Genomic DNA, 19,261 nt, shown 5'->3' on the forward strand with positions numbered 1-19,261 from the left:
GTACCGGCATTCCACCGACGTCCCGCCGCCGGACGGCTGCTCTCAGCCCTGCCGGACGGTTCACAGCCTCGGCGGACGGTTCTCAGCCCCTGCCGGACAGTTCACAGCCCCGCCGGACGACTCTCAGCCCTGCCAGGCCCGGCGGAAGCTGGCCCGGGCCCGGTGCAGCCGGGACTTGACCGTGCCCGGCGGGACCCGCAACATCCGCGCCGCGACGTCCTCCGGCACCCCTTCCAGGTCGCGCAGCACCAGCACCGCCCGATGCTCCGGCGACAGGCGCTCCAGCACGTCCCGGATGTCCACGGCCCGCTCGACTTCGTGCGGCGAGGGCACGCCGGCCAGTTCGGCCGGGCTGGAACGGCCGTCACGCCGGGCGATCCGGACCGCCTCGCGCACGGCTATCGCCCGCGCCCAGCCGAGCAGCGCCTCTGGTTCGCGCAGGTCGCGCAGATGCCGGAAGATCGCGATCAGCGCCTCCTGCACGGCGTCCGGCCCGCTGTCCAACGCGATGGGCCCGCAGATCCGGCCCAGGTACGGCGTAAGCTCGGCGAGCAGGTCGTTCATGGCCATCGTGTCGCCCCGCTGGGCGGCGAGCACCCGGGCGGCTGTCATGACGCGCCCCCAGCGTCCCGGCCCGCGTCCCGGCCCGCGTCCCGGCCCGCGTCCCGGCCCGCGTCCCGGCCCGCGTCCCGGCCCGCGTCCCGGGCCGCGTCCCGACCCGCGTCGTCGGCTGCGTTGTCGGCCGTGACCCGGGAGGCGAGTCTGGCCAGTGCCTTCTCCCCCGCCACCCGCACGCCCCAGGGCACCAGCGCCGCGCGGCCCGGGACGCGCACCCCGCCCGTCTGCGCGACCAGCGTCCCCTCCGGCACGGCGGTCGCGGCCAGGCCGACGAGCAGGAACCGGCTCTGCATCCAGCACCAGCCCGGCCGCAGGTCGACGTCGAACCGGGCGCGCATGCCGTACCGGCTGCGGGCCCTGGCCACCAGGCGGCCCTCGTCCGGGCCAGCGGACTCGACGGTGAGATGCCGCATGTCGGGTTCGAACGTGCCGAACTCCCCCTCCAGATCGCTCACCACGGCCCAGACCGCCGCGAAGGGTGCGGGAATGACGCGCTCGGCGACGGACGCCCCGGGAATGGCCGCGGCCAGCGCGCGCAGGCGGCGTACGGGGTCCAGATCGGCAACAGGCCAGCTCATGTCCATCCAGAGGCGGGAGGGGCGCGAAAGGTTCCATGGAACCATTACGGATTTCGCCGACTCCTGCCGGACATGAACATCTCACGCCTCGGCACCCTGACCGCCTCCGTCCTGCTCACCGACGCCGCCGCGCACCTGTACTGGCTGACCGGCCGCACCTGGCCCGCCCACGACGTCAGATCCCTCTCGCTGGCGGTGCTGAACTTCGAGGTGCCGTTCACCCCGCGCGTGCTGGTGCCGCTCGTCGTCGTGCTCGGCACCGGGGCGGTTGCGGTGCTCGCCCGCTCGCGCGGCCGCGGCGGCCTGCCCGCCCGTCTGGTCACGGCCGCCGTCGCCGCCGGGACCCTCGTGCGTGCGGCGGCCGGGCTGGTGTGGATCGCCGGCGTCGGCGCGGACACCGCGACCCCGTTCTACTGGCTCAACCTGTTCCTCTACACGCCCCTCTGCGTGGTCATGGCCACGTCGGCGGCCCTCGTCGCCTCCCGCCGCGGCTCCCGGCGGCTCTAGCCGGAGCAGAGCTGGGCGCGCAGGGTGCGGAAGGCCCATTGCTCCCAGCGCTCGCGCCGCCAGCCGCGGGCGTGCACGACCAGCAGGCACAGCTCGGGGCCGAGCAGGCCGTACAGCAGGTCAGCGGCCTCCTGCCCGGACACCTCGGCCCGCACCCCGGGCCGCGCTTCGGCTTCCCGAGCCCCAGCAGCGCGGCAGGACCACGACCATCAGGATGCCGGGCCGGGCTGCTGACCCACACCGCCGGCCGGGCCCGCCCGGCCGGCCCCGGGGGCCGGTCCCCGCAGGCCGGCCACGGCCGGGCGACTCCCAGTCGTCACCGGTGGTGGGGGCGGACATCACGTTCGCGCCTTTCGTCAGTGGGGGGATCGTGACACGCGGCGTGCCCGCCGTCTGGCGTCACTTCTCATGATCGATTGTAGAGTGAGGCATTCGTCCCCTCCTCCGGCAGGAAGCCCCCTGTGTTACGTCGTCACCGTTCGGCCGTGCCCGCCCTGGTTCTCACCGTTCTGTACGGTGCCGCGGTGACAGTCACCGCCGTCGTCGCCCTGGTCTCCGGTGAGCTCGGCCCGTTGTGGGGGCTGACCCTGTTCTCGGCCGTGACCGAAGGCGTCACGGCCACCGGGCCGAACCTGTTCCTCCTGGTCCTGGCCGGGCTGTCGTGGTCCTGGGGGATCTGGCAGATCCTGCGCGGGCCGTCGGCGGGGCCGCCACCACCGCAGGACGCCGACCTCCTGCGGTTGCGCCTGGCGCTGTACGCCGCGGCGGCCTCGCTGTTCGTGCTGCACCTCACCGCGTCGATCTGGGCCGACACGACGGTGATCGACTCCGCGGTGATGTGCGTGCTCGTGGTGCTGTTCATGCGGGTGCTGGGCCGCGGCCGGCCATACATGCGCGGCGCCGGGCTGCTGGGGTACGGCGGATACACCGTCATCGGCGTGCTGGACCTGCTCGGCCGGCCCGTCCCGGAGGGGCTGGAGCTGGTCTGCGGCCTGGCCGGTCTGGTCTGGACGGCGCTGGTCCTGCGGGCCCAGGGCTCCGACGACCGCTGGGCGACGGCGACCGTCGCGTACGGCGTCGCCGCCCTGGTGACGCCGCTGGTCCTGGTGCTGGCGACGTTGCCGTTCACCGGCGAGGAAAGCGCGGTCGAGGCTCTCGGCGTGGTCTCCAACGTCCTGATGATGATCTGGCTGGCCCGCTCCGCCCACGACCTCGCCGCCCCGCGCCGCCGACCGGTCCCCGAGGCGACGCTGGAGGCCTGAGCTCGGGGGCCGGTGAACCGGGGCTCAGCGTCTGCGCTGCCTGGTCCGCTCGGTCCGCTCGGTCGAGGGGGTCTCCCGCGGCAACGACGGCCTGGCCAGGGGCGCCAGCGACGGCCCCTGCCACTGCCGCCTGGCCGGCCCCGACCGCTTGTCGTCGTCGGGATTCCCGTCGTCGATGGACAGGATGCGGCCCCTGAACTTGGGGTGCCTGGTCTCCCAGTACCGCCAGCCCTCCACCCTGGCCGGCACGTTGGCTATCCCTGAGCCGACCTCGACCTGCTTGCAGGTGCCGAGGACCGACCAGGCCGACCAGCCGATGCGGTAGCCGAAAACGCGATACCACATATTGCCGTACATCCCTTTAGTGATGGTCCGGCTGTATTCATGGCCGGTGAAGACCATATGCCGCTCTTCGAGATGCGGAACGCCCATCTTGCGCAGGTTGCGCACCAGATCTCCGGTCGTGATCACGAGTTGCTGCTCGTTCTCCGTCTCCCGGAACGCCCTCACCTCGTATTCGCGGGTCACCGTCACCGTGATGGTTCCGCCGGGGCCGTCAATGTAGCGGGTGCGGGGAATGAAGAAGTTTCTCGGCGAGAGCGAACGGATTTTGAAGAAGGTGTGCGGGTCGCACCGCCCGTCGCCGTCCGCGTACGCGGCCGGGCTCATGGCGGGGGTCATGGCCAGGACGAGGGCCGTCGAGAGCGAGCCGCGCACGGCCGCTCGTGTCATGGTCCGCCCAAGACGAGGTGCCGTCGGCCGGGTGGGGTTGCTGAGGGCATTTGCTCGTATTTTGGGTGAGAACATGTACCGTTCCTTTCGGAATGCAGCCCGTAGTCGCCATCCGAACCCTTGAACCGGAATGCGGCCTTTTCGCACGCCGATCAGGGCATCTAGACCGGTACGATGTTTACACTTGCCACGAATCACTCATCGACGCCACACCGAAACCGCATTCCCGGTGACCGGCAAGATTCAGTTGTCGCAATGCCATGGCTCAGGGGCGCCGCTCAGCGAAATCGTCCCCCCGGAACCCGTGACCCCGCGACCGCGTGAAGGCCCGGATCCGTTCGGCGATGACGTCGGGGGCGTTGAGGTCGGGGGCGTTGTGGTCGAGCCCGGCGATGATCTCGTGCCGGGCGTCGGGCATGAGGCGGGCCAGGCGAGCCGGCACACCGGTGAGGTAGCCGGGGGACCGGTCGCCGCCGAGCAGCAGCGCCGGGGAGCCGACGCCGGAGTATCTGGCGCCGTCGGAGTCCAGGCGGACGATCTCGCCGATCTCGGCGGGGGTGGTCGCCATCATCGCCCGCATGTCGCGCCCCTCCGCCCCGCGCAGCATCAGGAACGCCAGCGCATGGAACACCGGAGCCGGCGCGTCGCCCACCGGGACCAGGCGGGTGGCCTTGAGGAAGGCCGCCATCGCCGCAGTGTGCCTGCCCGCCGCCAGCAGCCGCTCGAACGCCGGCAGCCACCGGGCGGGGAAGGAGCCGTCGATGCTCACGCCCGGTTCGTAGACCATGAGCGCGGCCACCCTGCGCCGCAACCCGAGGTGCAGGGCGACGAGACCGCCGTAGCTGTGCCCGAAGACCAGGCGCGCGCCCGTGCGGTCCATGACGGCCAGCGCGTCGTCGACCTCGGTGTCCACGCCGTACGCCGGGCCCTGCGGGCCGCTGCCGCCGCGTCCGCGCCGTTCGATCACGTGCACGGTGTGCGTGCCGGACAGTGCCCGCGCCAGCGCCCCGTAGTGGTGGGCGCGCCGGTTGTTCCCGGGGATCACCAGCAGCCCTGGCCCCCGGCCCGCGCTGAGCACGGCGATCGTCGTGCCGTCCTTCGAGGTCACGTCCGCGCTCTGCCACCGCATCGACTTCTCGCCGCCCATCAAGCCCTGCCTTCACGTTGGTGGAGACAGCAGCCTGGCCGCCGGGGCTGTCACCCGGCTGGCAGAACCCTGGCACCGGCGCCCGGCAGGAGAACGCTCAGTCCCAGTAGTCGCCGTCGGGCAGCCGCAGGTAGATGTCCGGTTCCGTGAGCGAGCGGGCGTCGGCCGGGCGCAGCCCCGCGCCGGCGAAGCAGTACGCCTCGGCGCACCCGTCGTACAGGTACTTGCGCAGGATCTCCTCCGGCGAGTCCTCCGGGGAGGCGTCGCCGCCGCCCGGATGGGTGTCCCATTCCGCGACCTCGCCGTCGCGGTAGACGCTGCCCTGGTTGCCGCTCTTGGGATTGGCGTACATGCCGTAGGCGACCGTGCCCGCCGACAGCGCCTTCATGACGCCGGGCGTGGCGGCCATGTACCCCCACTCCTGGAAGACGACGCACCCGCCGGGCACGTCGGTGACGCCGACGAACCGCAGCGCGTCGTCGTCGGACGGATCGTCCTCGACCTCTTCGAGCTCCTCCTCCGTGGCGGGTTCGGCGGCCAGCAGGCGCGCCGCCTCCGCCGCGCCGACACCGCGCACGCACGTCAGGCTGAAGCCGTCGCCGTCGAGGCCGTCCAGGACGCCGACCAGGCGCGCGGCCTCCGCCACGGCCGCCGTCTCGGCCTCGGTGAGCCGGGCGTGGCCGGGCGGGAACGGGAAGAACAGGCCGGGCGTCGGCCCGGCCAGACTCAGCCGGCCGGGCGACCAGCCGCCCATCATCGGCCGCCACGGGTCGGCTCCGGCGGCGACCAGCGCACGGGCGTTGTCCGGCTGGTCGCGGAAGACCGCCTCCCAGAGCGCGGTGCGGCCCTCGCACTCGGCGTCGACGTCGGCGACCCGGCCGGCCAGCTCGGCGACCACCTCCGGCGAACCGCGCTCGGCCGCGACGTGCAGGGGGCGCTCGAAGAAGTACGCGCCCTCGTCGGGGTCGGCGCCCGCGGCCAGCTTGGCGCGGACCAGCGGCAGGTTCCTCCAGCCGTCCCACCCCAGATCGGACCAGTCGGGCGTTTCCTGTGCGGTCATGACAGCTCCTTCAAGATCCCTCATGCGGAGACGAGCGGTGCCATCATGGCGCAGGGCACGGACAATTTTCGAAGATCGTCCAGACGGCGGGCGGCCGCCCTTCGCCGGGGACGCCCGCACGGGCAAACCCTTGTCCCCGGCGGCCCACCGAGGACAAGGGCGGAGCCGGATCAGGGCTGGGCGTCGAGCCATTCCCGGAAGGTCGGGCCGGCGAGCCTGGCGTGCGGGCCGGGCAGGAACGCACCGGCGGCGGCCAGGGCGGCATCGGGCATGCCCGCGCCGTCCACGCCCACGACCTTGACACCCCGGCGGGCGCCCAGGAGCCGGGCCGCCTCCGCCAGCGTCTCCCTGCGCGGGCCGGCGATCTCGGGGATCGGCGTGCCCGCCACGGCGTCGGCGGTGGCCAGGTCGGCCAGCTCCTCGGCCACGACCCGGCAGGCCACGAGCTGGGTGGGCAGCTCCGGGACGTAGGCGACGTCACCGGGCTGCCAGTCCAGCAACTGGCCCACGAACTCGTGGAACTGCGCCGCCCGCAGGACGCGCACGGGAAGCGGCCCGGCCGGCAGCAGCTCCTCGTGCACCTTCTTGGCGGCCAGGAAACCGGCGGTGGCCCTGTCGGCCCCGATGACGGACGCCACGGCGATCCGCGCGACCCCGGCCCGGCGGCCGTACTCGTGCAGGTTGCGGGCCGAGGCACGGAAGAACTCCGTCGCCGCCTCCTGGTCGGAGGAGTGCCAGGAGGCGACGTCGATGACGACCTGCGCCCCGGTCAGCGCCTCGGCCAGGCCCTGACCGGTGACGACGTCCACGCCGGTGGCGCGGGACATCGGCACGACCCGGTGCCCCCTCTCGGTCAGCACGTCGACGACGTGGCGGCCCAGCCGGCCGGTCGCCCCGGCCACCGCGAACGTGGTGATGCTCATGTCAGGCGCCTTTCTCACTCGCTGGAGTTCCGGCCGGGAGGCATGCCGGGGATCGGCTTGGCGATGAGGGCCGCCTCCACCAGCTCCAGCGTGACGCGCTCGGCCTCGGTGAAACAGGTGGCGTCCCGCCAGGTGGCCACGGCGGTGATGCGCTCCTCCGGCTCGCCCAGCCCGCGCAGGCCGGCGGTCTCCCTGACGGTGAAGTACGTGCTGCCGAGCAGCTGAGGGAGGGGATTGGGCATACGCGACCGGCGGCCGGTCGTCGTGGAGGTGGACATGAGGAAGACTTCCCTTCTCACTCTGGACTCGTCCTCGCGCCGCACGGATCGTCCGCGCGGCGTCCTGACGACCACCAGACGCCGCCGCCCCGGCCCCCGTAACACCGGCGGCCCTGTGACGTAGCCCACTGGCCGCAGGTGTTACGCGGCGGCGCCGGACGGCGTCCTGTGCGTGTGGCAGTGCGGAGAACGGACAGGCAGGAGCGGGACATGACCGATCACGACGAACACGCCGGGCCGCCCGGCTCCGCCACCCAGGTGTTCGTCGCCCACCGCAACCTGCTGTTCACCGTCGCCTACGAGATGCTCGGCTCGGCCGCCGACGCCGAGGACGTCCTGCAGGAGACCTGGCTGCGCTGGGCGGACGTCGACCTCTCCGGCGTGCGGGAGCAGCGCGCCTACCTGGTCCGGATCGTCACCCGGCAGGCGCTCGACCGGCTGCGCGCACTCGGCCGGCGCAAGGAGTCCTACGTCGGGCCGTGGCTGCCCGAGCCGCTGCTGACCGCGCCCGACGTGGCCGAGGACGTCGAGCTCGCCGAGAGCGTCTCCCTGGCGATGCTGCTGGTGCTGGAGACGCTGCAGCCGACCGAGCGGGCGGTGTTCGTGCTGCGCGAGGTGTTCGAGCTGGACTACGACGAGATCGCCGAAGCCGTCGGCAGGAGCCCGGCAGCGGTCCGCCAGATCGCCTACCGGGCGCGGGCGCACGTCGCCGCCCGCCGGCCGCGCGGCAACACCTCACCGGCCGAGACGCGGGCCGCGCTCCAGGCCTTCCAGCGGGCGGTCGAGACCGGCGAGCTGCAGAGCCTGCTCGACGTCCTCGCGCCGGACGTCGTCGCCCTGAGCGACGGCGGCGGCCTCCGGCACGCCCTGCCGCGGCCCGTGGTGGGCATCGACAACGTGGCCCGCCTGCTGGCCACCGGCTGGTGGAGGCACGACGCGGACAGATCGGTCGAGCTGGTGCAGGTCAACGGCGGGCCGGGGCTGCTCGTGCGGATCGACGGCGAGATCGACGGCGTGGTGGCGGTGCGCGTGGAGAACGGTTACGTCACCGGCGCCTACCACGTGCGCAATCCCGACAAGCTCTCGCGGATGGGACGGGAGACCCCAGTGACCCGCTGAGCACGGAGGGTCAGCGCGGGGCGCCGAGGACGCAGAACTCGTTGCCCTCCGGATCGGCCATCACGACCCACGGGACGTCACCCCGGCCCACGTCGGCGGGCTTCGCGCCGAGCCCCTCCAGCCGGACGACCAGCTCCGCCTGATGGGCCTCGGAGGTGGTGGCGAGATCGAGGTGCACGCGGTACCTCACCGTCTCGGGGTCGGGAACGGTGACGACGTCGACGCAGACGGCGCTGGGATCGGGCCAGGCGAATCCCACGGGCTCGACGTTGGTCACGCCGGGGCCCTCGCTGGAGACACCCCAGCCGAGCGCGTCCGCCCAGAACCGGCCGAGCGCCGCGTCGTCCCGGGCCTTGAAGTTCACCTGAACCAGCCGCAATGCCATGCCGATCACCCTATGCCCGACGACCGGGCCGCCCTCTGCGGACCGGACCGCCGTCTCGGCGCCGGTCAGCCGGCGAGGAGGATCTCCAGGAGCCGTTCCGGCGCGCGCAACGGCAGGTAGTGGTCGGCCGCGGCCACGATCTCCAGGCGCGCGCCGGCGATGCCCGCGGCGAGCCGGCGGGCGATCACGCCGATCTCCGGGTGGTCGTGGTCGCCGACCACCACGGTCGTGGGCACCGCGACCCGGTCGAGGAGTTCGACGGCCCCCACCTCCGCGAACAGGGCATGGCCCTTCTCGGCGGCCACCCGCAGCCTTGCGTTCTCGGTGACCATGTCCCGGATCGCCGCGTAACCCGGCGCCCGCTCGCCCAGCGAGGCCCAGAGCGTGAGCTCCGTCTCGGCCAGGCGGCCGGGGTCGTCCCCGCGGTCGGCCGCCGCGTAGGCGTCCAGCTCGGCAGAGCGCGGCCAGTCGTGGCCACCGGCCGACGCCGCGACCAGGGTCAAGGAGCGCACCCGCGCCGGGTGCTCCAAGGTGAAGTCGAGCGCGACCTCGCCGCCCATGCTCAGCCCCACCAGTGCGGCACGCTCGACGCCGAAGTGGTCGAGGACCGCGAGCAGGTCGTCCTCGTAGCGGAACGGCGCGGTCGGCGGCGTCGAACGGCCCAGGCCCCGCGCGTCGTACCGGATCACGGTGCGGTGGCGGGCTAGTTCGGGGAAGACGCCGTCCCACAGGCGGCTGTCGTGCACGGAGCCGTGCAGCAGGACCACGGGAGGTCCGTCGCCGGCCTGCTCGGCCCACAGGCGGCCGTCACCGGAGACGGGGAGGTACTCGATCGTCATGGGAGCGATTCGACCACACTCCCGCCTTCCGGGAGGACGACGTCCCGGCCGCGGAAATCATCCCCGAGGGGGACGGGGAATCAAGGATCGCTTTGACGACCGCGGAAGCGGACGACTTCTACCGTTCCGCCCATGGTTATCAACACGAACACATTCCGCCGCGCCGCGGCCGGTGTCGGACTTGTCCTGGCCACCCTCGCCTTCCCGGCCGCGGCCCAGGCCGCCACGGCGCAGACCTCCGCCACCCCCGTCCTGTACGGCGTCTACCCGACGTCGGACGCCTGCGCCCGTGCGGCGGCTGCGTACACCGCCGCTGGCAGAACCGCCACCTGCCGCCTGAGCAGCATCTACGCCAAGCCCCCCTACTGGCTGCTGTACGTCTCCTAGCCGCACGCGTCTCTCGGCTCGGCGCCTGCGATCATGAACGGATGCCCGAGCCGAGAATCCGCGTCGCCGCCTACGTCATCCGCCACCGCACCACCCCGGAACTCCTCGTCTTCGATCACGTCGACGCGCCCGAAGCCGGCACCCAGGTGCCGGCGGGCGGAGTGCTGCCGGACGAGAGCCTGGAACAGGCCGTCCTGCGGGAGCTCGCGGAGGAGACCGGCCTGACCGAGGTCACCCTCGTCGGGCCCGTCGCGGTCGACCACACACCCCGTGAGGACAACGGCCGGCCCCGGCGCACGACGTTCTTCCACCTCACCGCCGCCCCCGACAGCGCCGACGCCTGGCGCCACCGGGTCCATGGCGACGGCGCGGACGCCGGCATGGAGTTCGCCTGCCGCTTCGTCCCGCTACCGCTGGCAGAGAAGCTGGCCGACGCCCAGGACGCCTGGCTGGGACGCATCGAGGGGTGAGGCCGGGCCGTCTGCCACGATCGCCGTCCGGCTCTCAGGGGAGGGACCCCGTGCTCAGGACGGCCGAGGCACGGCGGGCGCACGACGGCGGGCGGTCGTCAGATGGCAGAGCAGCGCCACGGCCGTGACGCCGGCGGCCGGCAGCCCCAACGCGGCGGGCACGACGGCGAACCACTCCTGGGCCAGCCCGCCCAGACCGCCGCCGAGAGCCATCCCGAGGTAGACGGCCGAGGAGTTGAGGCCGAGCAGGACCGGCGCCGCGGCCGGGCCGAGCGCGATCAGCCGATGCTGCTGGGGCACGACGACGACGCCCAGGGCCACACCCCAGACCGCCGCCCATGCCAGGGTCGGCACCAACGCGGCGGTCGCCACCGGCGTGAGGGCCAGCATGACGACGGCGACGGCGAGGGGCCAGGTCAGCACGTGCGCGGGGTCGTACCGGTCGACCAGCCGTCCGGCGACGATGTTCCCCGCCAGGACGCCGACCCCCCAGGCCGTCAGCACGGCGGCGAACAGCGGCCCGGAGCCGCCCGTCGCCTCCCGCAGGGCCGGCCCGACGTAGGTGTAGAGGGTGTAGGCGCCGAGGAAGACCAGCGTGGTGACGGTCAGCAGCGCCACCACCCGGCCCTCCTTCAGCGGACGCAGCCGCTCCCCCAGCGAGGCGGCGGGAAGCCGCACCCTGGGCAGCCCGGCGGCGATCCCGAGGGCCGCGACCAGGCCGACCCCGGCGACCGCCCACAGGGTGACGTGCCAGTCGGCACGGCCGATCAGCGTGCCGAGCGGAAGACCCAACGCCGTCGCCGCCGTCAGCCCGCCCAGCACGAACGCCAGAGCCCTGCCCCGACGTTCCGCAGGCGCGATCGCCCCCGCGGCGCTGGAGGCCGCGGAGTTGATCATCCCGGCGCCCACCGCGGTGACGACGCGGGCGATCATCACCACCTCGTAACCGGTTCCCAGGGCGGTGACGGCGTTGCCGGCCACGAAGACGCCCAACGCGACCAGCAGCGCCGTCCGCCTGTCCAGCCCACCGGTGAGCGCGCCCATGATCGGCGCCGACAGGGCCATCACCAGGGCGAACACCGTCACCAACTGCCCGGCGGCGGGCGTGGAGACCCGCAGGTCGGCGGCGATGGCCGGGAGCAGCCCCGCGATGACGTAGCTGTCGGTGCCCACGGCGAAGGTCGCCAGGGCCAGAGGGAGAAGCCGTCGCAACACCGGACGGTGCCACCTTTCCATAGGGGCCTCGGACGTATCGAGGGGAACCCTAGGCAATACATGGATGCTTGTCCATATATCCATCAATTGGTAGCGTGACAGGCGTGCGGAACACAGGGAGCGACCATGCGTGAGGTGTCACAACCGGCCACCGACGCCATCCGGCTGGTGGAGGTGCTGCGCGCCCTGGCCGACCCCGTGCGCCTCGACCTCGTCCAGCGGCTCGACCGGATGGGCGAGGACCACTGCAACGCCATTGGCGCCGACATCGACGTGCACCAGACCACGCTCTCGCACCACTACCGGGTGCTGCGCGAGGCCGGCGTGACCTGGACGACGGTGCAGGGCCGATCCCGGCTCGTCCGGCTGCGCCGCGAGGACCTCGACACCCTCTTCCCCGGCCTGCTCGACTCCGTCCTCGGCGCACAACGCCGCACCTCCGAGCCCTAAGGGCACAACGCAGAGGTCAGCACGGTCATGGCCGCCTGATGAGGGTCGCCGGAGAACGGCGTGATCGACAACGTGACCTGCCGCGAACCGTCGGCCGAGCTGAACGCCACCGTCAGGTAGCCCGGGGCACCGCCGCCGTGACCGAACGCGGCGCCACAGGGAAGAGGCGCCAGCTCCAGCCCCAGCCCATACCCCCCGGTCGTGCCGGGATCCTTCATCTCCTTCAGCAGACCAGGGGGGAGCAGCCTGCCCTGGAACAGGGCACGGTAGAACCGGTTGACGTCCGCGGTGGTGGAGACGATCTCGCCCGCCGCACCGGCCATCGTGGGATTGAACCGAGTGACGTCAACGGGGACCACCCGGCCACCCCTGGTGACCGGCACATAGGCGTGGGCGTGCGGGCCGCGCACCTCCGGCGAGGCTCCCGGCAGGCGGGTGTGCCGCAGGCCGAGCGGCCGCAGGATCCGCTCCCCGACCTCCGTCGCGTACGGCCTGCCGGTGACCCTCTCGATCAGCATGCCGAGCACGATGTAGTTGGTGTTGGAGTACCCGTACCCGGACCCCGGCGGGAAGTCGCGTGGGAGCTTCTCCGCCCTTTCCACCAGTTCGCGGGCCGACCAGGTGCGGTAACGCTCCTTGGGGATGCCCGCCTCGTCCATCATGCCCGTCGAGTACTCGGGAAGGCCGCTGGTGTGCTGGAGAAGGTGCCTGATCGTGATGTCGGCGCCCCCGTCCACGAGCCCCGGCAGCCACTGCTCCACACTGTCGGACAGGCGCAGCCTTCCCTCTCCCACCAGTTGGAGCACCACGGTCGCCGTGAACGACTTGGTCACGCTCCCGGCCCGGAAACGCCCGTCCACCGGGGCCGGCCGGGCGTTCTTCAGCCTCGCCCTGCCGGCGGCGGCCCGCCAGGTCTTGTCCCCGTCGCGAACCTCGGCAATCGCGGCGACCGCACCGCCTGCGACGATCTTGTCCAGCATCGCCTGCACACGCGGACTCGCGTCCGCCGGCGCGGGTGCGGCCACGGCAGGCGCCGCCGTCAACGACACGGTCAAGCACGCCACGACGGCCGCGCTGGTCCGTCTTCCTCTCACGTTGCCCCTCCTGATCAACGGAGCCCGGCTCTCGGCCTCCGCCGTATCAAGATCCGGCACGAGAGGGCGGTACGGCGTCGGAGAAATCCCCTACGGAAACCCTGATTCCCCACCGGCGATCTCCGACTTGGGAAGGACGCCTTACCGGCCTTCTGGCCGCGTTCGTCGGTGCTTGGTTGTCGATGGACGGGACAAATTTATGAACTCAGAGCCCGCCTTTACATTGTAGATTCGTTGAGGATGCCGACGCTCAGCCGGACGCAGAGCTCCCGCATCGCGTTCTGGTTGCGTTCGTCGAGCGCGCCGGCCGGCAGCGGCTTACGGCGGCACCGGTCGTCGAAGTAGGCGCCGGTGAGGCCCTCCGGCCAGGCCGCGCGCGGTCTCCATGCCGATGCCCCCGGTGCTGCCGGTGATCAGGGCGGTTTTGCCGGTCAGGTTGTTTAATGTCATCTGTGCCTGTCTCCTTGGGGTCGGGGCGCCGGGGTCAGCGCGCGATCAGTTCCTGCGTGAGCTTATGGAGGCGCAGGGCGTTGTCCCGGTCGAAGGCGCGGCCGTCCAGCGGCAGCCGGCGTTTGCCCCAGTGGGCGGTGAAGGGCTCGGCCGGCGGGTCGTCCAGGAGCGCGGTCATGGGCCCGGTCGCCTTCGGCACCGACGTGGCGAGCACGGTGAACAACGCCCGGGTCGTCGCACGCAGCGGTTGCGGCAGGCTCGCCGGCATGCCGATGGAGACCACGCCGGGGTTGTAGCCGACGTAGGAGACGCCGCTGCCGGCGTGCACGACGCCGAAGGCGACCCCGAGGAGGTCGTTGGCCCGGAAGGACTGCAGGGTGGCCTTGACGCCGCTGTAGGCCCTGGTGGGGGGCAGACCAAGTACGAGTGAAAGGGGCAGTGAGTCGCTGAGCCGCTGGCCAGAAGGTTTAATCGTCCGCTGATGTGACCCTCCGCATGGGTTTGGTTGCGGTTTGGTGAACAAGACCGTTCGGCATGGTTGATCGCCGCTACGGTTTCGGCGTCTGGACGCCGGGATCGAGGCGAGGGACGGCCTTGGGATGACGTGGATCGAGCGGACCGCCTATCCGCAGTTCAAGCGGCTGACGTCGGCGCGGTTGCTGCACGTGTTCTTCACGCCTTCGCCGGAAGAGATGGACTGGGCCGAAAAACGCACCGGCAGCCCGGAGTCGTGCTTCGCGCTGGTGCTGGCGTTGAAGTGCTTCCAGAAGATGGCGCGTTTCCCGTCCACGGACGAGATCCCCGAGGTGGTGATCGACAACGTTCGGCGCTGTCTGGAGCTGGCCGAGGACGTCTGGCCGGATCACGGCTCCTCTCGTAGTGCGAAGGCGCATCGCAAGCTGGTGCGCCAGCGTCAGGGCGTGAAGTACGACGCGGGCCGGGCCCGGGCGATCGCCGCGATGGCGATCCGGAAGGCGGCCCAGGCCAAGAACAACCCGGCGGACCTGATCAACGTGGCGATCGAGGAGTTGCTCCGGCTCCGGCTGGAGCTGCTTGGGTACACGACGCTGGAGGACCTGGCTACCAGCATCCGCGCCGAGGTGAACGCCACCATCTTCGCCACGATCCTGCAGCGGATAGGCGAGGCCGGCCGGGCCCGGATGGAGGGTCTGCTCGTCGTCGGACCGGACGGCAAATCGACGTTCAACCGGCTCAAGAAGCCCGCCCAGCGGGCCACCTGGTCACGATTTCGTGACCAGGTGAGATGGTTGGATCAGGTGGACGCGCTCGGCGACACCGACGCCTGGCTGGAGGGCATCGCGCCGTCGAAGATCGCCGACTTCGCGGGTGAGGCCGACGCGCAGGACGCCGACACCTTGTCGCGCTACGACCCGGTCAAGCAGGTGGCGTTGCTGGCGTGCCTGACGCACACCGCTCGGATGCGGGCCCGCGACGACCTGGCCGAGATGTTGTGCAAGCGGATGGCCTCCCATGTCAAACGGGCCAAGGCGGAGCTGGAGGAGATCCGCGCCCGGCAGCGCGCGACCAGCGAGCGGCTGATTGGCACCTACCGTCAGGTGCTGGAACGTCTCGACCCCGGCAGCGAGACCTCGGCCGCCGGACGCGAGGCGGTGGCGCGGGCCGTCGAGGCGGTGACCTCGTGCGCCGGTAACGCTGGGCAGGTCCAGGCGCTCGGCGAGATGCTGTCGGCTCTCGTGGTCCAGACCCACAGCGTGCAGGCAGCGCGGACGGCAGTGGAGCAGGCTGGTGGGTTCGCCGCCCAGTTGGCGGACATCGAGGAGGTCGCCGCCTTCCACGGCGACGCGCACGAGCTGCTGGTGTACCGGTTCTTCAAGAAGGACCGGCCGGTCGCCGAAGGCCGGCAGATCACCGCCGACCAGCTCGGCCAGATCGCGCCTTACCTGCGCTCCCACATCAGCCGCTTCGGCGCCTACGCCACCGATGACCTGCACCGCCGACCCGACCCGTTCGACCCACTGCTGAAGGAGGTCGACTTCACAAACGTCGACCTGGCCGCCTGATCGCCCGGCCAGCTCACCGGTCCCACAGGTGCCGGCCGAGTCGGCCACACTCAAATGCCACTGGGCGGATTGCTGATCGTCCGCAGTGATGTCGCTGAATCCGAGGCTGCTCCCGTGAAGCGGCGGTTGGCGCTGGCGCGTGGGATTCCATCACGATAGGACCTTGAATGTCGAAAGACGTCGATCCCACCCCGTTGGCTGGAGTCGGTGGCCGCCGGGGCGGCAGCCTGTCGCCCATGATTGCTCGTGACATCGACCGGATCGACCACTCCGTCCTTTACACCACCGACATGGACGCCACCGCGGCGGCCTACGAGGCGCTGGGCTTCACGCTCAGCCCGCTGTCCATGCACATGGGCTCCGACCGCCCCGGCGGCGAGCGAAGGCCGATGGGTGCCGGCAACCGGTGCGCCCTGTTCGGCCGCACCTACCTGGAATTGCTCGGCCTGTACGGGGACGGCTCGGTCGACCCCTGGAACATCCGCCCGCTCATCGCCCAGTACGAGGGCCTGCACGGGTACTCCTTCGGCTGCACGGACATCGAAACCGCCGAAAAGCGCCTGCGAGCGGTCGGCTTGTCCTCCTCCGGTGTGCTGCCGCTGCAGCGGGATGTGGACACCCCTGACGGTGTGGAGAGCGCCTGCTTTCAGGCGGTCCACCTCGACCGGGCGCTCACACCCGAAGGGCTGATCCACGCCGCGTACCACCTGACCCCTGAACTGATCCACCAGCCGCGCTACCTGGAGCACGCTAACGGCGCCACCGGCCTGTACAGCGTGCTGCTCGTGGTGGACGAGGCCGACCTGGAGTCCACCGTCGCCCGCTACGCCCTCATCCTGGACACCGAACCGGTGACCGAGGGACCAGTGCACGTGCTGCCGCTGCCGCTGGGCCGGGTGGAGGTCGTCGCGGTGTCCGCCTTCCGCGCGATGATGCCCGGCGAGCCGGTGCCCGCATTGCCGTACATGGCCGGGCAAGCCGTGTCGGTACGTGACGTGCGGGCGGCCCGCGACCTGGTGGAGGGCAACGGGTTCACCACAAGGGACATGCCCGGCGGGTTCTTCGTCGGTGCCGCCCAGGCCCGCGGCGCCGCGCTTGCCTTCCTGGAGATGTGACCGGTGAGTGACCTGATCCACGCACCCGCCGGGACGCTGCGCGGCGTCCCCGCGGGCGGCGCGGTCACCGCTTTCCTCGGCATTCCCTATGCTCGCGCCGAGCGGTTCGCCGCGCCGCGGCCGACGCGGTGGAACGGCGTGCTGGATGCCGTCCAACCGGGCCTGGCGGCCCCGCAGCCGCGCACATCCCGGCTCGAAGGCGCCCTCGGCCCCGGCAGCGATCTTCACCAGGGTGAGGACTGCCTGTCACTCAATGCGTGGGCACCGGGCGGCAGAGGGTTGCCGGTCCTGGTGTGGCTGCACGGTGGCGGCTTCCTGACCGGTTCCGGCGCCCAAGCCTGGTACGACGGCGCGCTGCTGGCCGAACGCGGCCGGATGGTGGTCGTCACCGTCAACTACCGGCTGGGAGTCCTGGGCTACCTGTACCTGACGCCGCAGTTCGCCCCGGCCAACCTCGGGCTGCTCGACCAGATCGCCGCCCTGCGCTGGGTGAGGGAGAACATTTCGGCGTTCGGCGGTGACCCGGCTCGCATCACGCTGGCCGGCCAGTCCGCCGGAGCGCTGTCCGCGCTGGCCCTGCCCGGTCATTCCGCGGGCCGTGACCTGTTCCGGCAAGTCATCCTGCAAAGCACACCGGCCGGCGTACGGCCGTACAGCATCGGCGAGGCCGCCAAGATCGGGCAGATTTTCCTGGACGTCCTCAATCTGCGCCCGGGTGACGCCGAACGGTTGCGCACCCTACCGCTCGCCGACCTGCTCGCCGGCCAGGAGCAGATCGCCCGCCGCATCGCGCAGCCCACGGGGGTGACGCCGCCCTTCCAACTGATCGCCGCCGACGGCGTGCCGGCCGACCTGCTCGCCGGTCCCCAGGAGGGGGTGCCCATGCTGATCGGCACCACCCAGGACGAGGCTCGGGCCTTCTTCCCTCAAGCTGAGGCCGAGCTCACCGCGCGGCTGTTCCGCGACGGCAGCCTGCGCCTGGCCGGGCGAGCCCGCTCGGCCCACCTCTACCAGTTCGACTGGTCACCGCCAGGCAGCCCGTTCGGTGCCTGCCACTGCATCGAACTGCCGTTCGTCTTCGGCAATCTGCCCGCCTGGCATGCCTCCCCGATCCTGGCCGGCGCCGAACCTGCGCAGCTTGAGCAGCTCGTGGCGCACGTGCAAGACGCCTGGACGGCTTTCGTCCACGACGGCTCGCCCGGCTGGCCCGCCTTCCCTCACGTCGAGCACATCACGCTGACCTGACCACGGTGATCGCCCCTGTCCTGGACAAGCTCGATCGCGCCATCGTCCACGCCCTGCACGTGGACGGCCGCGCCCCCTTCAGCCGTATCGCGTCGGTGTTGAAGGTGTCCGACCAGACAGTGGCACGCCGCTACCACAGGCTCCGCTCCGCAGGGCTGCTGAAGGTGATCGGTCAGGTCCAGGCGCGACGGCTGGGCTGGGCGGAGTGGTTCGTCCGAATCCAGGTCGTACCTGACGCGGCCGTCCCCATCGCCGAGGCGCTGGCCCGCCGAGCGGACACCTCCTGGGTCAGCCTCACCTCCGGCGGCACCCAGATCGTCTGCGTGGTGCGGGCACGCAGCTTCCGTGAGCGCGATGCGCTGCTGCTGGGCCAGTTGCCCCGCACACCGCGGGTGGTCGGGGTGACGGCGCACTGCCTGCTGCGGGTCTTCGCTGGCGGCCCCACCGGCTGGCACGGCAGAGCCGACTCGCTCACGTGCGAGCAGATCGCCACGCTCGCCCCGCAGCACGCACCAGGGGCTCAGCAGGAGCGGGTCGTCTTGGACGAAGGCGATGAGCATCTGCTGGGGGTCCTGGCTCGGGACGGTCGCGCCGGATATCCGGAGCTCGCCCGTGCCACCGGATGGTCTCCGGCAACAGCCCAGCGCAGGCTGGGCCACCTGCGCGACTGCGGCGTGCTGTTCTTCGACGTGGACATCGACCCTCTGCTCCTGGGCTTCGAGATGGTCGCCATCCTCTGGCTGACCGTCGAGCCCTCCGCCCTGCGCCGCACGGCCCAGGCGGTGGCCACGCATCCTGAGGTCGCTTTTGCCGCCGCCACCACCGGCCCGACCAACCTGCTGATGTTCGTCGCCTGCCGCGACGCCGATGCGCTCTACGGCTACCTCGAGGGCGGCATCGGCAGCCTGCCGGGAGTTCGGCACATCGAAAGCGCCCCGGTCATCCGAGACAGCAAACGAGCCGGCACAGCCAGAGCAGGAACGTAGCCAGCAGCACGGGCACACCGAACGTCGCTATCCAGTCCAGATCGCTCATGTACGTGATAATTGCCTATTATCACGTACATGAGCGATCACAGCGGCGCGGTGACCCGGACAACCCTCCGCCGGGGCGGTGCGCGACTCCGGCACGTTATCCGGTACATCGCCGCAGCGGTTGTACGGCGGTCGGCATGAGCGCGGCGACGAAGGTCACCGCCCTGCGCGGTGAGGGCGTCAGCCTCGCCGCGGCCGCCGACGCCTTCCTCGCCACGGCGCGTACCGCCAACCCCAACACCCACCGCGCCTACGCCTCGGCCATCGACCGCACCATCGCCCTGCTCGGCCGCGACCGGCCGCTCGCCGAC

General features: G+C 71.7%; 22 protein-coding genes and 1 pseudogene. 10 read left to right on the top strand and 13 right to left on the bottom strand.

The window, feature by feature from the left end:
- Positions 1-123 precede the first annotated feature (123 nt).
- The gene (locus AB0J71_RS46085) at positions 124-612 is read right to left on the bottom strand and encodes a sigma-70 family RNA polymerase sigma factor (RefSeq protein ID WP_364420538.1); all 489 of its coding nucleotides are present in this window, start codon (positions 610-612) and stop codon (positions 124-126) included.
- Complete coding sequence (locus tag AB0J71_RS46090; protein WP_364420540.1) at positions 609-1,196, bottom strand: hypothetical protein; 588 nt, start codon at positions 1,194-1,196, stop codon at positions 609-611. The genes AB0J71_RS46085 and AB0J71_RS46090 overlap by 4 nt, the downstream gene beginning before the upstream one ends.
- Before the next feature lie 72 nt (positions 1,197-1,268).
- Between AB0J71_RS46090 and AB0J71_RS46095 the strand changes: the two genes are divergently transcribed.
- Entirely contained in the window at positions 1,269-1,703 is a 435-nt protein-coding gene (locus tag AB0J71_RS46095; RefSeq protein ID WP_364420542.1) for a DUF3995 domain-containing protein, read from the top strand.
- On the opposite strand, the gene AB0J71_RS46100 is transcribed toward AB0J71_RS46095, so the two are convergent.
- Positions 1,700-1,846 carry a hypothetical protein gene (locus AB0J71_RS46100; protein WP_352329751.1) on the bottom strand — a complete coding sequence of 49 codons (147 nt, stop codon included), beginning with the start codon at positions 1,844-1,846 and terminating at the stop codon, positions 1,700-1,702. The genes AB0J71_RS46095 and AB0J71_RS46100 overlap by 4 nt on opposite strands.
- Before the next feature lie 381 nt (positions 1,847-2,227).
- Between AB0J71_RS46100 and AB0J71_RS46105 the strand changes: the two genes are divergently transcribed.
- Entirely contained in the window at positions 2,228-2,965 is a 738-nt protein-coding gene (locus AB0J71_RS46105; RefSeq protein ID WP_352328033.1) for a hypothetical protein, read from the top strand.
- Between the two features lie 24 nt (positions 2,966-2,989).
- Here the strand turns inward: AB0J71_RS46105 and AB0J71_RS46110 are convergent, their stop codons facing one another.
- The 5 genes from AB0J71_RS46110 to AB0J71_RS46130 all read right to left on the bottom strand — a co-directional run bounded on the left by AB0J71_RS46110 (position 2,990) and on the right by AB0J71_RS46130 (position 7,126).
- Positions 2,990-3,682, bottom strand: coding sequence for a hypothetical protein (locus AB0J71_RS46110; RefSeq protein ID WP_364420545.1), 693 nt, complete (start codon positions 3,680-3,682; stop codon positions 2,990-2,992).
- A gap of 280 nt (positions 3,683-3,962) precedes the next feature.
- The gene (locus AB0J71_RS46115; RefSeq protein WP_364420547.1) at positions 3,963-4,844 is read right to left on the bottom strand and encodes an alpha/beta hydrolase; all 882 of its coding nucleotides are present in this window, start codon (positions 4,842-4,844) and stop codon (positions 3,963-3,965) included.
- Positions 4,845-4,941: 97 nt separating this feature from the next.
- On the bottom strand, positions 4,942-5,904 hold the full coding sequence (locus AB0J71_RS46120) for a DUF6461 domain-containing protein (protein WP_352328030.1): 963 nt from the start codon (positions 5,902-5,904) through the stop codon (positions 4,942-4,944).
- A 170-nt stretch (positions 5,905-6,074) separates the two neighbouring features.
- The gene (locus AB0J71_RS46125; protein WP_352328029.1) at positions 6,075-6,827 is read right to left on the bottom strand and encodes an NAD(P)H-binding protein; all 753 of its coding nucleotides are present in this window, start codon (positions 6,825-6,827) and stop codon (positions 6,075-6,077) included.
- Positions 6,828-6,841: 14 nt separating this feature from the next.
- Positions 6,842-7,126 carry a hypothetical protein gene (locus tag AB0J71_RS46130; protein ID WP_364420549.1) on the bottom strand — a complete coding sequence of 95 codons (285 nt, stop codon included), beginning with the start codon at positions 7,124-7,126 and terminating at the stop codon, positions 6,842-6,844.
- 189 nt (positions 7,127-7,315) lie between these two features.
- Here AB0J71_RS46130 and AB0J71_RS46135 point away from each other — a divergent pair, with 189 nt between their 5' ends.
- Entirely contained in the window at positions 7,316-8,224 is a 909-nt protein-coding gene (locus AB0J71_RS46135) for an RNA polymerase sigma-70 factor (protein ID WP_352328027.1), read from the top strand.
- A 25-nt stretch (positions 8,225-8,249) separates the two neighbouring features.
- Here the strand turns inward: AB0J71_RS46135 and AB0J71_RS46140 are convergent.
- Both AB0J71_RS46140 and AB0J71_RS46145 read right to left on the bottom strand, forming a co-directional pair.
- A pseudogene (locus tag AB0J71_RS46140) lies at positions 8,250-8,609 on the bottom strand (VOC family protein); the annotation flags it as partial.
- Positions 8,610-8,674: 65 nt separating this feature from the next.
- Positions 8,675-9,448 carry an alpha/beta fold hydrolase gene (locus tag AB0J71_RS46145; protein ID WP_364420551.1) on the bottom strand — a complete coding sequence of 258 codons (774 nt, stop codon included), beginning with the start codon at positions 9,446-9,448 and terminating at the stop codon, positions 8,675-8,677.
- A 132-nt stretch (positions 9,449-9,580) separates the two neighbouring features.
- Between AB0J71_RS46145 and AB0J71_RS46150 the strand changes: the two genes are divergently transcribed.
- Complete coding sequence (locus tag AB0J71_RS46150) at positions 9,581-9,835, top strand: hypothetical protein (RefSeq protein WP_352328025.1); 255 nt, start codon at positions 9,581-9,583, stop codon at positions 9,833-9,835.
- A 41-nt stretch (positions 9,836-9,876) separates the two neighbouring features.
- Entirely contained in the window at positions 9,877-10,305 is a 429-nt protein-coding gene (locus tag AB0J71_RS46155; protein ID WP_352328024.1) for an NUDIX domain-containing protein, read from the top strand.
- A 54-nt stretch (positions 10,306-10,359) separates the two neighbouring features.
- Here AB0J71_RS46155 and AB0J71_RS46160 read toward each other — a convergent pair whose 3' ends face one another.
- Positions 10,360-11,517 (bottom strand): MFS transporter, encoded by a 1,158-nt coding sequence (locus tag AB0J71_RS46160; RefSeq protein WP_364420553.1) that lies wholly within the window; start codon positions 11,515-11,517, stop codon positions 10,360-10,362.
- A gap of 129 nt (positions 11,518-11,646) precedes the next feature.
- On the opposite strand from AB0J71_RS46160, the gene AB0J71_RS46165 reads away from it, so the two are divergent.
- On the top strand, positions 11,647-11,970 hold the full coding sequence (locus AB0J71_RS46165; RefSeq protein WP_352331263.1) for a helix-turn-helix transcriptional regulator: 324 nt from the start codon (positions 11,647-11,649) through the stop codon (positions 11,968-11,970).
- Here the strand turns inward: AB0J71_RS46165 and AB0J71_RS46170 are convergent.
- Entirely contained in the window at positions 11,967-12,950 is a 984-nt protein-coding gene (locus AB0J71_RS46170) for a serine hydrolase domain-containing protein (RefSeq protein WP_364420555.1), read from the bottom strand. The two genes, AB0J71_RS46165 and AB0J71_RS46170, sit on opposite strands and share 4 nt — an antisense overlap.
- A gap of 598 nt (positions 12,951-13,548) precedes the next feature.
- Entirely contained in the window at positions 13,549-13,842 is a 294-nt protein-coding gene (locus AB0J71_RS46175; protein ID WP_364420557.1) for a hypothetical protein, read from the bottom strand.
- A gap of 271 nt (positions 13,843-14,113) precedes the next feature.
- Between AB0J71_RS46175 and AB0J71_RS46180 the strand changes: the two genes are divergently transcribed.
- The 4 genes from AB0J71_RS46180 to AB0J71_RS46195 all read left to right on the top strand — a co-directional run bounded on the left by AB0J71_RS46180 (position 14,114) and on the right by AB0J71_RS46195 (position 18,902).
- Positions 14,114-15,556 (top strand): DUF4158 domain-containing protein, encoded by a 1,443-nt coding sequence (locus AB0J71_RS46180; RefSeq protein WP_364420559.1) that lies wholly within the window; start codon positions 14,114-14,116, stop codon positions 15,554-15,556.
- Positions 15,557-15,792: 236 nt separating this feature from the next.
- Positions 15,793-16,671, top strand: coding sequence for a VOC family protein (locus AB0J71_RS46185; RefSeq protein ID WP_364420561.1), 879 nt, complete (start codon positions 15,793-15,795; stop codon positions 16,669-16,671).
- A gap of 3 nt (positions 16,672-16,674) precedes the next feature.
- Entirely contained in the window at positions 16,675-17,916 is a 1,242-nt protein-coding gene (locus AB0J71_RS46190) for a carboxylesterase family protein (protein WP_364420563.1), read from the top strand.
- A 5-nt stretch (positions 17,917-17,921) separates the two neighbouring features.
- Positions 17,922-18,902 (top strand): Lrp/AsnC family transcriptional regulator, encoded by a 981-nt coding sequence (locus tag AB0J71_RS46195; RefSeq protein WP_352329283.1) that lies wholly within the window; start codon positions 17,922-17,924, stop codon positions 18,900-18,902.
- Positions 18,903-19,261 lie beyond the last annotated feature (359 nt).

The organism is Nonomuraea sp. NPDC049637 (assembly GCF_040675235.1).
Classification (GTDB): Bacteria; Actinomycetota; Actinomycetes; order Streptosporangiales; family Streptosporangiaceae; genus Nonomuraea.